12 protein-coding genes and 1 pseudogene are annotated in these 14,280 nt (G+C 45.1%); 3 read left to right on the top strand and 10 right to left on the bottom strand.

Going from position 1 to position 14,280, the window contains the following annotated elements; genetic code table 11:
• Positions 1-57: 57 nt before the first annotated feature.
• From LN737_RS18110 to LN737_RS18130, 5 genes and pseudogenes are all read right to left on the bottom strand, one after another.
• Positions 58-1,077, bottom strand: coding sequence for a sensor histidine kinase (locus LN737_RS18110; RefSeq protein ID WP_405511219.1), 1,020 nt, complete (start codon positions 1,075-1,077; stop codon positions 58-60).
• Entirely contained in the window at positions 1,061-1,747 is a 687-nt protein-coding gene (locus LN737_RS18115) for an ABC transporter ATP-binding protein (protein WP_405511220.1), read from the bottom strand. Before LN737_RS18115 ends, LN737_RS18110 begins: the two co-directional genes overlap by 17 nt.
• An 83-nt stretch (positions 1,748-1,830) precedes the next feature.
• Positions 1,831-3,080, bottom strand: a pseudogene (locus LN737_RS18120) (ABC transporter permease).
• Positions 3,081-3,152: 72 nt separating this feature from the next.
• Positions 3,153-4,247, bottom strand: a complete 1,095-nt coding sequence (locus tag LN737_RS18125) for an efflux RND transporter periplasmic adaptor subunit (protein ID WP_405511221.1) — start codon at positions 4,245-4,247, stop codon at positions 3,153-3,155.
• A 123-nt stretch (positions 4,248-4,370) separates the two neighbouring features.
• Positions 4,371-5,687 carry a TolC family protein gene (locus LN737_RS18130; protein WP_405511222.1) on the bottom strand — a complete coding sequence of 439 codons (1,317 nt, stop codon included), beginning with the start codon at positions 5,685-5,687 and terminating at the stop codon, positions 4,371-4,373.
• Between the two features lie 323 nt (positions 5,688-6,010).
• Between LN737_RS18130 and LN737_RS18135 the strand changes: the two genes are divergently transcribed.
• Positions 6,011-6,409, top strand: a complete 399-nt coding sequence (locus LN737_RS18135) for a PqqD family protein (protein ID WP_405511223.1) — start codon at positions 6,011-6,013, stop codon at positions 6,407-6,409.
• Positions 6,410-7,360 (top strand): hypothetical protein, encoded by a 951-nt coding sequence (locus tag LN737_RS18140; RefSeq protein WP_405511224.1) that lies wholly within the window; start codon positions 6,410-6,412, stop codon positions 7,358-7,360.
• A 7-nt stretch (positions 7,361-7,367) separates the two neighbouring features.
• Here the strand turns inward: LN737_RS18140 and LN737_RS18145 are convergent, their stop codons facing one another.
• The 5 genes from LN737_RS18145 to LN737_RS18165 are packed head-to-tail and all read right to left on the bottom strand — an operon-like array spanning position 7,368 to position 12,990.
• Positions 7,368-8,462 carry a nucleotidyltransferase family protein gene (locus LN737_RS18145; RefSeq protein ID WP_405511226.1) on the bottom strand — a complete coding sequence of 365 codons (1,095 nt, stop codon included), beginning with the start codon at positions 8,460-8,462 and terminating at the stop codon, positions 7,368-7,370.
• A gap of 2 nt (positions 8,463-8,464) precedes the next feature.
• Complete coding sequence (locus LN737_RS18150; protein WP_405511228.1) at positions 8,465-9,967, bottom strand: ABC transporter ATP-binding protein; 1,503 nt, start codon at positions 9,965-9,967, stop codon at positions 8,465-8,467.
• 56 nt (positions 9,968-10,023) lie between these two features.
• The gene (locus LN737_RS18155) at positions 10,024-11,295 is read right to left on the bottom strand and encodes a glycosyltransferase (RefSeq protein ID WP_405511229.1); all 1,272 of its coding nucleotides are present in this window, start codon (positions 11,293-11,295) and stop codon (positions 10,024-10,026) included.
• A 10-nt stretch (positions 11,296-11,305) separates the two neighbouring features.
• Positions 11,306-11,926: a glycosyltransferase family 2 protein gene (locus LN737_RS18160; protein WP_405511230.1), complete on the bottom strand. Its 621-nt coding sequence runs from the start codon at positions 11,924-11,926 to the stop codon at positions 11,306-11,308.
• Positions 11,926-12,990 (bottom strand): hypothetical protein, encoded by a 1,065-nt coding sequence (locus tag LN737_RS18165; RefSeq protein ID WP_405511231.1) that lies wholly within the window; start codon positions 12,988-12,990, stop codon positions 11,926-11,928. Before LN737_RS18165 ends, LN737_RS18160 begins: the two co-directional genes overlap by 1 nt.
• A gap of 266 nt (positions 12,991-13,256) precedes the next feature.
• On the opposite strand from LN737_RS18165, the gene LN737_RS18170 reads away from it, so the two are divergent.
• Positions 13,257-14,120, top strand: coding sequence for a TIM barrel protein (locus LN737_RS18170; protein WP_405511232.1), 864 nt, complete (start codon positions 13,257-13,259; stop codon positions 14,118-14,120).
• Positions 14,121-14,280 lie beyond the last annotated feature (160 nt).

The raw sequence follows: 14,280 nt of genomic DNA on the forward strand, positions 1-14,280 counted from the left end.
TCTCTGCATAGTTTACACAGTAACCCAACAGACTCTCAGAGCTGATTTTGGTTTTAATCAGGCGAGCAGGGGGATACGTACTCTGAAAACAGTCTCTGTCTCCTCAATCTCGACGGGTTCCGGACTCAGATAGCTGTACAGCAGTTTCAGATTTTCCAGACCTAATTTATTTGACGTTTCCACCTGCCGCTTGCGCTGGATTGGATTTGATACGTCCAGATACCCGTCATGTTCCGAAATGGTAACGGTTAACGGCCGAGCTTCGCTGATGGTGTTATGCTTAATGGCGTTCTCGATCAGAATCTGAAGCGTGACGGGCACTATCTGGTGTTCGAGCGTGTCGTCAGAGAGTTTACACTGGACAATAAATGCGCCATCGAAACGCGTTTGCAGCAGTGAGACGTAGTTTTTGATAAAGGTCAACTCCGTCTCCACCGGGACCAGTGCCTTCTCCTTATGCTGTAATACGTAGCGAAATACCTTCGACAACTGCTGCAGAAACTGTCGGGCTAGTACGGGGTTATCGTCAATTAGGCTATCCAGGGATGAAAGACTATTGAACAGAAAATGCGGACTGATCTGATTCTTCAGGCTGTCTAACTGAACCTGCACTTTTTCCTTTTCCAGCTGGGCCGTCCTAACGGTATTTTCCTGCCAGCGCTTCAGTAAATGACTGGCCATGAAGCCCAGACAGATAACTGTGTTCACTAAAAAAATCATCATTCCGACCAGCACAAAGGTGAACTTGTTCATCAGTGACAAGGCAGGAGGGAAAAGCTGCGACGCTGCGAAATAACCCACCGTTATGGTAACAGTTTTGACGATACTCCAGCCGCCCAACACCTGTACCGCAATCCGCCACCGCACATTGGTTTCAAAGGGCAGCCGTCGATTCAGCCATTCATTAAATTGATAATGAAAGATCCAGATGAGATTTAAGAGCGTAAACGACAACACAAACAATACACTCTGAATCTGCCAGGTGAGGCTTGGAATCATCCACTGACGGGCAGCCACACCGCCCAGGGCCGTCCACAGCAGCAGGAACTCGACGTATTTATTAAACTTTATTTTCATGGGTGGCAATGATCATTCCGTCCGACATTTCAATGACGCGGTCGGTACCTGCTGCAAAATCGGGGTCGTGCGTAACGGCGATGATGGTCTGCCCTTTCCCGGCCAGATCGCGGAAAATTTCGAATACGTTTTCGGTATTGGCTTTGTCCAGATTACCCGTTGGCTCATCGCCCATAATTATCGTCGGGTCGTTGATGAGGGCACGGGCAATAGCCACACGCTGCTGTTGTCCGCCTGATAACTTGCTGGCAGGTTTGCGGGCATACTCATTCATGCCGATAAGCCGAAGTTTTTCCATCGCCCGTTCCTCAATCTCTCTGGCTGAATATTTCCCCAGTTTCAGGCCCGGCAGCATGACGTTTTCAAGCGCCGAAAATTCGGGTAACAGGAAATGAAACTGAAAAACAAAGCCCAGATGCTCGTTTCGGAAATGCGCCAGAAAATCCTGACTGCGGCCACGTAGATTGGTGCCCGCCATTTCTATCTGTCCTTCGTAATCGGTATCCATCGTTGACAACAGATACAACAGGGTTGATTTGCCACAGCCCGACTTCCCGACAATAGACAGAAATTCACCTTTTTGCACGTCGAACGTAACATCCTTCAGCACCTGAAATTTCTCCGGGTCGTAAAAGTACTTGTTTAGATGTTGGGCGGAAAGAACGGTCATTTGAATGATGAATTATGAATGATAAATGATGAATTGTGAATGATTGACTCATTTATCATTCATAATTCATCATTCATAAAAACCTAGCCTCTTAAAATGGAAACAGGGTCTACCTGAGCGGCTTTGCGAGAGGGGAAAAAGCCCGCCAGCACCGTAGTGATGACGCCGAAAAGTATACCCATGATGTAGTATTTGCCGTCGAAAATAACCGGAAACGTCTTGATACTCAGAAAGTCGCCAGCGTCGAACGGGGTGATGGAAAGCATATAACTTAACCCAAACCCAATACCCAGGCCCAGTAAGCCGCCTGATAAACCAATGAAAACGGCCTGTAGCAAAAAAATGGCGACAATGTCGCGTCCATCAAATCCGGTTGCTTTCAGAATGGCAATGTCTTTGATTTTGTTGATGACAGTCATGTTCATGATGTTGTAAATCCCGAAACCTGCCACAACCAGCAACGTCATGGACACCACAAATGTCATGACGTTCCGGATTTTTTCACCCGCCAGAATGGCCGTGTTGGCTGTTGCCCAGTCTTCCGTATAATAGCCGTACATGGCCCGCAACCGCCTGCCGAAGGGAATCGCCTGCAGCGGATCAATCATTTTGATGTGTATATCGGTGATGTAACTCGGATCTTTCTGGAGCATTTCCTGTACCGTAGAAAGGTTGGCGTAGCTCTTTGTATTGTCGACCGTTCCGACGCCGAACCCGAATGTGCCCACTACGCGCAGTATCCGCGTACTGCCCGTAGGCGTTGTTACGCTGACTTTATCGCCAACCCGTACATTGAGTTTACGCGCCAGCACAGAGCCCATAATCAGGCCGTCGGGGTTGGTTTTCAGCGTATTAATACTGCCTGATTTTAAACGGGTGGTAAGTTTGTACAGGTGGTTTTCACGGTCGATGTCAACCCCCGATATGGTACCAGAAAGCTGAATCGGACCATTGTTGTAAAACGCCTGCGTTGCCAGCTGGGGGAAACGCCAAGCACGCCCGGTTCCTTCTCAATCCGTTCGGCGATGGCAATTCCATTTCGGATACGGGCTTGCTCATCTTTCGGTTTCTGATGATAAATCACGTTGAAATGAGCCGGGTTGAGTTGTTCAATCAGGCCGGGGCGCTGCGTATTCACTTCGTTGTATAACCGAATATGCGGGCTGGCATCCAGTGCGGAATCCTCCAGAAACTGGTTGACGCCCTGCATAAACGAAATCATCGTTATGAACATGGCAATTCCGAACGTAACCCCGAGCATAGCCACGAGTGTCTGCCGTTTTTTAGCCAGCAAATGCGTCCGCGCAATTTGTGAAGCAATACGTATGTCCATGCTTAATGAGCGAAAGAGTGAATGAGTGAATGAGTGAAAGTTTTTGCGTAAGCAGTGCGCTCTTTCATTCTTTCACTCATTTGAAATTAATTTAGTCGTCTCCGTCAGGCCGCCTTTCACCTCGACCAGGTCAAAATTTTCGGCGCCTTTCTGGAATTTTACTTTTTGTTTTTTACCATCCTGATCAATCCAGACACTATCGTTGCCAATGACGTACGATTTTGGGATGGTCAGTACGTGCTTGTTCTCGCTAATAATGATGTTGGCTTCAACTGTCAGACCGTAATACGAAGCTGGCCGTTCGCCGACAAATTCCGCATCAACGCGGAACGACTGATCGGTGCGGTTGAGCTTCGGATAAATCTTGCTGACTCGTGCTTTGAAAACCTTATCGGGATAGACATCGGCTTTCAGAATAACTACCTGACCGGTACGGAGCCGCCCAAAATCGCTTTCGTCGACGGCCAGTTGAGCGTACAGCTGATCGCCACTACCCACGAGAGCCAGCTGGTCGCCAATTTTAACAACCTCGCCGGGATCTTTGTACACTTCATACACTTTGCCATTCACAAAGCTCCGAACCCGCGTGTTACGTCCGGCCACTTCTGAACTGACCAGTTGACTGCGGTTGTTCGCTACGTCGAGCCGAATCTGATCGCGGCTGCGCTGCAGCGTGTTGATCTGTGCCCGCAGGTTGTTGCGCGATAAGGTGTAGTTCAATTCAGCGCGTTCGAGTTCGGCTTTCGACGTAGCGTTCTGACCGTATAGTTCGCGAAACCGGTTGTAATTGATCGAATCGTTGGCCAGTCGGGTGCGGGCGTTACGTACCTGGGCTTCCAGTTCGGCCAATATGGGCGAGTTGGCACCCAGGTTAGCCTGCGCCTGTCGGTATGCATTGGCCGCTGCCTGCTGGCGGGCATCTTCTGACGCGCTTTCGAGCACAAATAATAACTGATTCTGACGAATGGAATCGCCTTCATTGATCAGCCGCTTCTGCAAAATGCCAGCCGCATCGGCCGTGACCGTGTACTCATTACGTGGGTAAACGTTTCCAGAAGCATACACCGCTTCGGTCAGCTCCCGGTAGGAGGGCGACGTACCGTCGGACTCTCGCTTACAAGCTACGATAACGGCTAAACAGGCCAGTATGGATAGTGTAGTTTTCATCTAAATTAATTAATCATTGGTCGTTACGCTTCGCTGTCATTGGACATTGGTCAGTAGCCATTGGAATTAAAGTTAGTGCCACGAATGGCCAATGACGATTGTCTAATGACCAGTGACTGATGACTATTGACCATTACGGATTTGAAGGATGGTTTGATTGATAAATACGTTCGACAGGTTGTTCAGGTATCGGTTTTGTGCGGTTAGCGCTTCGTTGAATACGTTCAGGTACTGATCGTAGGCAAACAGGCCCGACCGGTATTTGATCAGGGCAATCTGCACATTCTGACTACTGAGTTCGTAATTCTGCCGGTTCAGGTCCAGCGACTGCACCGCCTGATTGTATGTATTTCGAATGTCCTGATTATCCGTTTGCTGTTTGTTCCGTTCGTAGGCAAGGGCTATTTCGGCCGCTTTCAGTTGCAGGCGGGCGCGGGTCATATTGCTGGTGCGCAGGCCGCCCGTATAAAGCGGCCAGTTGAATTGTAAACCTGTTACGCCAATTTGATACCAGGGCTGGTTAAAATTCAAAAAGTTAATCTGGCTTCGTTGTGCCTGTTCAGTGTACCGGCCATAAGCCGATAAGGTCGGCCAGCGCATCAGCCGTTCACGGTTCAGTTGCCGTTGCGACAGATCTACCCGAGCCTGCTGAAGCGTAATCTGTGGCCGCTCAATGGCCGAAAGTTCCGTGGCAGGAACGGGTGTGCCAATGGGGCGGGTAGCTAAATCTTCCGAAAGTATCAGGCTGTCCGACGGCGCTAAACCCAAAATCAGTTTGAGCTGGTTGAGGTTGCGTATGTACGCTAATTCGTTCTGATACAGCACATCTGCGGTGGTTAATTGTACAGAGCGAATGCGGTTGTATTCGAGCGGTTCGATCAACCCTTTATCCAGTCGATTTTTGGCAATTTGAGTCAACGTATCGGCGGCCGAGAGGTTCCGCTGAGTTAGAGCAATGGCCGATCGTGTTAATAACGTAGCATGATACACGCGGGCGGTTTGCGTCGATATTTCGTCCTGCAAAACCAGATTCTGGTTATCTGTGATCCGCAGATTCTGCTCGGTAATACCAATATCCGCCCTGGCTGGTCGATTGACAACGGGCACGTTAACTTCTGCTCCGGCGGCTAGTACGTAGGGAAGCCCAAACTGAAGGCTGCGAAATTCCCCCGCTTTACCACCCAAAAACTCAGCCGGGACCAACTGTACAGGCAGCGCAAAATTGTAATCGAAGTTGGTGAAAAAACGAGCTTGCGGCAATAAGGCTGCCCGCGTGGCGGTACGTTGCTGATCCTGCGCCTGCCGGTTCTGGCGAGCGTTTACCAGTTCCGGGTTTGCGCGCCGGGCAAGCGTCAGCGCTTCCTGAACCGTCGAAATAACCGTTTGGGCGGGAGCGGTGAATGAAACGAAAATAAAGCCAAACAGGGTAAACCGATTCATAAGTATGGCGAATGGATGCCCAAAGGAAACAGGTTTTCAACCGTGATATGCGACTGTTTTGGCGAAGCGGCTAAAAAGTGAAACAAGACGGCAAATTTGGGAAATGAATAAATGTGGAAGTTGACCTACCGGCGATCATGAACCGAAAGATGAATTATGTAATGTTTTAGGATGACTTCAGAGTGGGGTACTGTACGATGCTTGTAGGATATGCGGCTTGTTTATATATTTAGGGGTATAATTCTTGTTGCAACAATTTCTTTATTGTTTCACTTGACGTGTTGGTTTGTTTACTAAAATCAATAACCTCTAATCCTCTTTTTATGAACCTGATTATTGATAAGACTACTTTTGACATCGAAGACTTCGACGAAGAAATCGTATTAGTACACACCCAGACCGGCATTTATTACACAGTTAAAGGGGGCGGACCGGCCATTTTACGTACTTTTCAAAATGGATTGGACGCCGAAAACTTATCGAGTCATGTGTTAAATAAATTCGGCTCAGAAAAGCAAATAGAAGCTGAAGGGTTTGTTAACCAGTTAATTAGCGAAGGGATACTCATTTCGGCAGACACTTCCACTGCAGATGTATCTGGGTTGGCAGACTTAGAAATGGTTGAATCTCCGGTTATCGAAAAATTTGATGATATCAGCGATTTAATAAAGCTAGATCCTATTCACGACGTCTCTGACTTAGGCTGGCCGCATAAAAAATAGATGGCTGTAGGATTCTGGAAACTACCGGAAAACCTTGAGGTCGCTATACATGCGCCCGAGGAAATATTGCAACTTCTTTCTTATAGAATCGTCATAAGTCGATTTCAATCTGACTATATAGGCCGTATAGTAAAGCTAGACTGGGCAGAAGCAGATTATAAAAAATACTATGACCGCTATTGGCAGCATCATTTTACTTCCGAGGAAATAGTATGGAAAGAAAATGACAGCGGCTGGTTATTTCTGGGATATGGTTTTTTTTTGACGTATTCATCTCGCACAGATTCGGCCTTGTTTTTTGCAATTCCTGATCGATTAGCAGATGTTTTTACATTCAGTTATCCTTTTCTGAATTTGCTGATTTATCTGCTTAAGCAACGAAGATATATTTCGTTACATGCAGCTGTCATTGGCATCCAGGATCGATTTGTTCTGATTCCAGGCAAGCAAAATACTGGGAAATCAACGACTGCAGCCAGCTGGTTATTAAATGGCGGTCAGTTTGTGACCGATGATTTTTGTTTCGTTCAGCAGGAAAATCCCAGAGTGGCTCACGGGTTTTATCCAACCTTACGCCTTCGCGAACAAGCATTGGCCCTCGTAAGTAATCGACTAATAAGTAGTCAGCTTGAGCAAAGAGGTGATTCGAAATATTTTTTTAGTTTGCTCACCCATCGCCCCGACCAGTTCGTGGCTAAAGTTTTGCTACAGTCAATCTTTTGCTTAACTATTCAAAGTGGTCGGCTAAGTAACACTCATGTGGGGCCTCGAACAGGATTTGAGTATCTACTTTCTTCGATTGCGTTTTCGACTCAGTACCGAGCTGATAGCCGATTATGTTTACAGGTAATTAAGCAACTAGTAAGAGAAATACCTATTCTGCAAATAAGCTTATCACCTAATATTGATGAGAATTATAGTTATTTAAAGGAGCTGATAACGAGTTATTAATTGAGCTTTAAAAATTTCGAATAAGTTTAACCATATTTATTGATCGGCCAAGCAGCTTTTGATATGGTGTACCCCGTGCCTGTTCGTAAATCCATTTGACAACATGAAATAGCAATTTAGCTCCGATACGCTTTCGTTGACACAGCCCATTGATAGCGGCTACTCTAACTATTATTGCTTTTAAATCGTAGGTGCTTTTTGATTCAACAGCATATTTATCAATAACAAGGTGTGGTTGATTTAAATAAAAATTCAATTCTTCGGGGTTGCCAATTCTAAATTCATTCCATAAAAATAAAAGTTGATAATAGGTGAAGGAATACAATCCAGTTTCTTTGACAAGTTGCCGTAGTTTTACCAAAGAAATACTATATTTTTCATGAAGCATTACTACGTCAGCGATCCAATGCCACTCTTCTGAGAACTGATAATTTACCAGCATAAACAGACATAATTTCTCCGGGCTGAGTAATTGAATGGAAAGCCCTTTAAAATCACAGCGTTGCGCATCCTCTAAAAAAAAATCATTGGTTAGCTTTCGATTATGTAATCGGGCTGGGTAGTAATGTAAATCTATGTCTTTGAGTGAATTATGCTTAAGGGTACACGCGTGGGCCTGGCCTTTTATATACATATCCATTGTATAAGTCGTGTCTTTAAATGCATAACCAATTCCAAACAGGCGGTTAATAGCGGGAATGAAATTCTTTTGGGCGACTAAAATATCTATGTCATTCATTGGGCGGGACCCGCTGTTGCTGTATAAATAATAATGGAGCGCCACTCCTTTCGTAAATGCGTATTCAAATCCTGCCCGGTCGAATACATCAATAATTTGTTTTAGTTGACGAAATAATAGCGAATTATTGTAAAAGCTTTTTTTATAAAGGCCACCAAATCTGTCATTAAATGGACTTTCTGCAAGTTGTGTTCGGTATTTACACCAAATCATGGGAATCAAACGAATTTCTGATTTGGGAATATGCTTATGAATATCAACCGAATTTTGCCAGATTAACAGCTGCTGATACCCCTCTGAAAGATCCGTATATAGTGCAGCTTTTAATAACGACTTTTGCGTGGAATTTGGAAGACAAAGCATATCTAGATAGTTATCGTTTTGGTAAATAAAGCAGAAACCTTATGATGACTAATGATAATTAATGTTGTTGACGAAGGAAGCTGATTAATTAAAGAAAGAGTTACCGCCTGGCGATCCACATCTAATGAGGAAAGAGGCTCATCTAAAATAAGTACTTCAGGCTGCAGATAGAACGCCTGAATAATTAATAACCATTTTAATTGGCCTGCGGATAAATTATTGATGGCCGAATCATAATACGTATCTAACTGGTGGGGATACGTATCGAAAAGAGTCAGGAGTTGATGAGTGGTCAGCCAGTTGACGATTTCTGTGCGTTCAGACGAGAAATTTCCGATTATTTCCCAAAGCGTTCCGCTATAGCAACGGGGCGGTTCGGTGACAGCCGATACGCGATTCCAGAAAGGATTAAGCCCGTTTCCCTGTCTGGGTAATTCATTTAACCAAATCGTTGTCGTCGAGTTGGTATAAAGACCGGTCAAAATTTTCCAGAGCGTTGATTTACCACGTCCATTTGACCCTTTTAGCCACACTTTCTCACCAGGCTGAATTTCCATATCCGGATATCGGATTGTTTGGAAACCTTTTTTATAGCTGAACGTCAGGTTCTCCAGGCATATGGCAACAGCAGGTAATGATTGCGTTTTATCCAGTTCATCGGGTAAGTCGATGTCCAGCCACTGACTTAATCGCTCAACGCTGTCTCCAGCTTTCTGATACGTATGGACAATGTGAAATAATTCGGTGGTAATCCGTCTTATTTCCAGGAGAATAATAGTCGCAACAGCCAGGTCCGTAGCGGAAAGAGTACGGTTGTTCTGCATAAACCATAAACTTCCCCACAGAAAGACTAACAGTATGGACGAAACTGTTGTCGAGTATAATTGACGAAAATGACTTAGTTGAGCAGATAATTTGCTGAAGTATGTAAGATTAAGACTGAGATCTTGTAAATAGGATGCTTCGCTACGATATAAGCGGAATTGTAAAACGTTTTCAACATAATTGCGTATTCGATCTTGCAGACTAATATATGCTTGATGGTGCTCTCGGTGTTTCGTTTTAAGAAATTGATTGGTTGTATAAGCGATTCCAAATAGAAAACACACAAAAAAACACAGTAGCAATAAGTTAATGGGCGATAGCTTTCCCAAAAATGAAGCCAGTAAATAGAGTATGATTGGCAGGTTAAAACCGATGTTCGAGAAGAGCTCTTTCCAGAATTGAAACAAATGATCGACATCCAGGGTCGCAGCTTTACTGAATGTATGGGCGTGTAATTGCTCAATATCGTTTGTGCGTGTACCAGAAAGTTTGGCTAATAAAGTGAGTTGAAACTTGTTTGTCGTGAAGGCGGCCATTTGACTCGCAAGGTAGTTTGCGACAAAGGGAAGTAGGATAAGGGCAATACCACGAACGATTATGCCTGTGCGCGTTGCAGAAACATACTCTATTAACAAATGCAGGACTACAACCTGGGTTACTCCGGTACCGAGCAGAGCCACGAACTTGCTGGGTTGTAGATGGGTATATTGCTTCCAGAAATGAATGTCAATTTTCATTAAGCAATGGATTGTTCTAACGCAAGGAGTTGAGTAATGCGAGTATACAGGGCTGTGTTGTCTGGGTAATATTTATAATAATGAATTAGCCCGCCCTCACATCGTAAGGCGTATTTGATCTCCATATTGGAAAGTAGTTCGGGCTGTTCCAGTAATAATGTCTTCCAATGGCCCAGACCATCCAGAACGGCATCATCTGGCTTCTCTGGTATATGGGCATAGGTGACTACTTTAGGTGGCCTTTGCAGGGCTCTCCTATAGAGCTGAACGGTTGACTCAACGTAATTAATCAACTGATAGTGGGTTCTGGTATATTGCAGCGTACTCTCCGCCAGACGTTTATAAACAGCTGGCTGAGCGGCTATAGACTCTAGACATGCCCGATAAGCCTGTTCATCTTCAGCAATGATGCCGTTTACACCGTCAATAATATGATCGGCTACGAAACTATTTTTTAATACGATGACGGGTTTGCCCATCCATTGACTTTCGCGCATTATTTTGTCGAACGATCCGTAGGAGAGGGCCGTTTGAGGATTACAGAGCAGATGATAAGGAGCCATATCCTCGAACATACTCCGGGAAAAACCTTTATACATGACGTCGTTAGCCTGCGTAAGATCATCCTCGAACACCTTGTCCATACCGGTTCCCCATATGTCAAATGAGTAGTCGTTGATGCGAAGTCCTTCGTGTAAAGGAATTAACTGAGGGTGGGTTTTAAAATAATTGAGCGTTCCGGCATGAAACATTCTGAACGTATTGAAAGACGGAATGCCGGGAGGTGAAAGCTGTTCGGAAAGCCGAATTAAGCTCGGGATTACCTGTTTCTCGATACCTGGCCGGAGCCCTATTGCTGGTGTACGTGGATGAAGTTGAATCAACGCATCAGCAATAGAATATACCCATTCGGGAACGACCTGTGGCAAAGTGCAACCATTGACGCGTACGCTTAAACAAAGTCGGTGAGGCACTGATGAATCGGCTAATAGCCTTAAAAAACGAAACATGGAAGGACAGTTCCAGTAATGAACAACCGTCAAATCAGCACTGCTAATTAATTTTTTGAGTAAAAATGAAGAAGGAGCCAGTAAGACTTTAAGGCCATTGGCAATAGCTTCAGTCATCATGTCAGTGCTCAGGCCACTTTCTAACGTAACGACAGTGGCAGTAAAATCGGCAATTATCTGTCGAATTGTTTTCACTTCCGTCAAAATAGCCGGCATCCCGCCCCCATAAGTCATCCGGGGAATGACGTAAAGAATCTTCATAGAAATAGAATTATGATCGGCTTCGCATAATTTCCATCATTTCAAGTCGATAATGACTTTTTTTTACGATGGAAAGATTATCACTGTGCATTCCTTTGCAGAGTAGAACTTCAGGCATTACTGCATACCGCAATCCCTGGCGAACGGCCCGAATGAACCATTCGTGATCAGAAGCAACGGCCCACCTCTCGTCAAAGAAGCCAAAGAGGTTAAAAACCTGTTGTTTAAATAAAAAACCACCCGGCGTCATAGCGACCCAGGGTTTTGCACTGGCGTCATCCGTTTTAATAAGATGACAGGTAATTGCTTGATTGTCATTCCCTGAAGAAATATATAGTAGTTGTTGAGCCAATTTCTGGGGCATCCAGCTATCATCGGCATCCAGGAAAGCAATGTATTTTCCGGCTGCCGCTCGGATTCCCTGATTACGGGCATTGGCAATACCAGTACCGGTTTGGGTAAGAACCCGCAAATCGACTTGCTGTAAAAGCCACTCTTTTGTCCCGTCCTGTGAGTTTCCATCGACAACGATAATTTCATCGGCTTGTTGAGACTGCTGCCGAACGCTTTCAATGCATGTCTGAATGAATGGCCGGGCATTCTGACAGATTATTATTGCAGAAATTAGCATTAGTTCTGTATTAACCGTTGAAACACACTTTTACATTTATCCAGATCTGGGTGAGCGATATACGCTTCCAGATGAGTAAGAATCTGTAAGCACCGCTCCGGTTCGTTAAGAGGTTGTAATGTGCATTCCCAACCCGTGTTATCTCGGTTCCTGGGAAGTAATTGAGGGTTCTTATAGACAAGTAATAGCTTTCGAATGTCCTGATACAGGCTAAAAATGTTGAGGAGTAGAATGCTGTAATCGTACCAGTCATTTTCAGGTCCATACTCTTCTTTTACGGTGCCAGAAACGAAATTAGGGTGCGGGCTGAAGATTGGAAAAAGGCCGCGTAGATTAAATGAGGTTAAGTGAGTGCCCTGCGCATCGAAGCCAATATTCTGGCATAAATTAACCGTTGGGGTTATCACCAATCCATCATGCATGTAAATCGTCAGCGCCCATTGTATATCCCAGGTTTGATAGCGTTGCCAAATCCGGTTAATGTAATTATGACGCTGAAGTTTCGGCCGAAAGGAATCCCTGAAGTAAGCTTGTAGGCGTTCGTCAAACTGATCTAGAGGCCAGTCGGGTTCAAACTGATAAGCACGCCAGGCCCGACGCCAGGTTGCCCATCCCCAAATGCTCGAATATTTACTGAAAAAAGCGTTATACAACTCCGATTGATAAGTGACGAGGCCATTCCAGCCCGTAACAGCCATCATCCGCGAGTCGTTTTCATATATCTCCAGCATGTAACTGCAAAAGTCAAAAAAAGCAGGCGACGTAATAATATCATCTTCGATGATGATGGCCTTATCGCACTCGCTGAACACACTATCCAGACCGCTGGAAATTCGGTGCCCACAAGAAAGATTTTCCTGAGCGTAAATTCGGTGTACCTGGCAAGTCCAGTCAATTTTTTCTACAATCTGCCGTGTTTGTGAGACTAATTGTGCATCCTGTTCATTTTTCGGCCCATCGCCTATTATGTACAGGATAGCAGGCTGCACTGATCGAATGGCCTCAAAAGATCGAAGAGTTTTATCAGGACGGTTATAAATGATGAATACGACAGGAGTAGTCAAAGGCCAGTTGGAATATAGGTAAGAGGAAACTGCTTGAATGACTGGAAATCATTATGGAACAAGAGCATTCAAGTTAGTAAATTCAATAATCAATCAAACAAATTTGAAATGGTTATTTAGTGTTCTTCATAGCGTAGATATTACACGTATTAGTTAATGGTGGCAAAATGGGTTAGAGGAGGCTGAAGAAAGCGCTCACTTTGTCAGTAGAAAAAATCTTAAGCGAGTTTTTAAAGAAAACAAACGACAATTTTCCGTTACGTTTAATGACAACACGACGAGTATTTCTTAAAAACGCGGGCGGCTCCATGGCTCTGGCCACTTTATACCCGGCAGTTGCTTCGGCGGCCGTAACCGAAGCCCAAAAAGCACCTACCGACGATTTGTTTAAACTGGGAATGGCAGGCTTCAGCTTTGTGAATTTCAATCTGGATCAATCGCTGGAAATGATGCGAAAAACGGACGTACACTACCTGTGTATCAAAGATTTCCATCTTCCTCTGAACAGTACGCCCGAGCAGATCAGTGCCTTTCATGAAAAACTCAGGCAGTCGAACGTTACGGGCTATGCCGTTGGGCCTATTTACATGAAAACGAATCAGGAGATCGACAATGGGTTCGAGTATGCCAAACGGGTGGGCGTAAAACTGATTGTGGGTGTACCCAATGAAGACCTGCTGCCCTACGTTGAAAAGAAGGTGAAGGAATACGATATGCGGTACGCCATTCACATACACGGCCCCGACATAAAACTTTGGCCGAATGCGTCGTCGGTTATCAACGCTGTGAGAAATCTGGACCCACGTATCGGCCTTTGCTTCGACATGGGCCACGATGCCCGCTTTGGCGATGACCCGATTGCAGATCTGGAAAAATATGCCAAACGTATTTTCGACATTCACCTCAAGAATGTAACGGCGGCTTCGAAAGAGGGCAAAACCTGCGAACTAAGCCGGGGTGTAATAGATATTCCGGCGTTTGTAAATATGCTACGTAAAATAAAATACGAGGGCAGCTGTAGTCTGGAATACGAGAAGGATATGAAAGACCCACTTGCAGGAATTGCTGAATCTGTCGGATATTTCAAGGGCGTATGCGATGCCACAAAAGCTGGAAAGCGAAAGGCGTAATGATATGCTACTAAATCGGTTAAGAACAAGGTGTTACGTTCTGACCTATTTACCCCCGGCCCCCTGAAGGGGGAGCAGTCTAATCCCAGCGATCTCCCCTTCAGGGGCCGGGGGTAATAGCAAGCTGTTACGTTCACGCTCTTCAACTCAGAACGTAACA

The sequence above is a fragment of the Spirosoma sp. KNUC1025 genome (assembly GCF_045160025.1).
Taxonomy (GTDB): domain Bacteria; phylum Bacteroidota; class Bacteroidia; order Cytophagales; family Spirosomataceae; genus Spirosoma.

Excerpts from the sequence above, each read along its gene's own strand:
- LN737_RS18110 (WP_405511219.1), bottom strand. The coding sequence starts at position 1,077 with ATGAAAATAAAGTTTAATAAATACGTCGAGTTCCTGCTGCTGTGGACG.
- LN737_RS18115 (WP_405511220.1), bottom strand. The coding sequence starts at position 1,747 with ATGACCGTTCTTTCCGCCCAACATCTAAACAAGTACTTTTACGACCCG.
- LN737_RS18125 (WP_405511221.1), bottom strand. The coding sequence starts at position 4,247 with ATGAAAACTACACTATCCATACTGGCCTGTTTAGCCGTTATCGTAGCT.
- LN737_RS18130 (WP_405511222.1), bottom strand. The coding sequence starts at position 5,687 with ATGAATCGGTTTACCCTGTTTGGCTTTATTTTCGTTTCATTCACCGCT.
- LN737_RS18135 (WP_405511223.1), top strand. The coding sequence starts at position 6,011 with ATGAACCTGATTATTGATAAGACTACTTTTGACATCGAAGACTTCGAC.
- LN737_RS18140 (WP_405511224.1), top strand. The coding sequence starts at position 6,410 with ATGGCTGTAGGATTCTGGAAACTACCGGAAAACCTTGAGGTCGCTATA.
- LN737_RS18145 (WP_405511226.1), bottom strand. The coding sequence starts at position 8,462 with ATGCTTTGTCTTCCAAATTCCACGCAAAAGTCGTTATTAAAAGCTGCA.
- LN737_RS18155 (WP_405511229.1), bottom strand. The coding sequence starts at position 11,295 with ATGAAGATTCTTTACGTCATTCCCCGGATGACTTATGGGGGCGGGATG.
- LN737_RS18160 (WP_405511230.1), bottom strand. The coding sequence starts at position 11,926 with ATGCTAATTTCTGCAATAATAATCTGTCAGAATGCCCGGCCATTCATT.
- LN737_RS18170 (WP_405511232.1), top strand. The coding sequence starts at position 13,257 with ATGACAACACGACGAGTATTTCTTAAAAACGCGGGCGGCTCCATGGCT.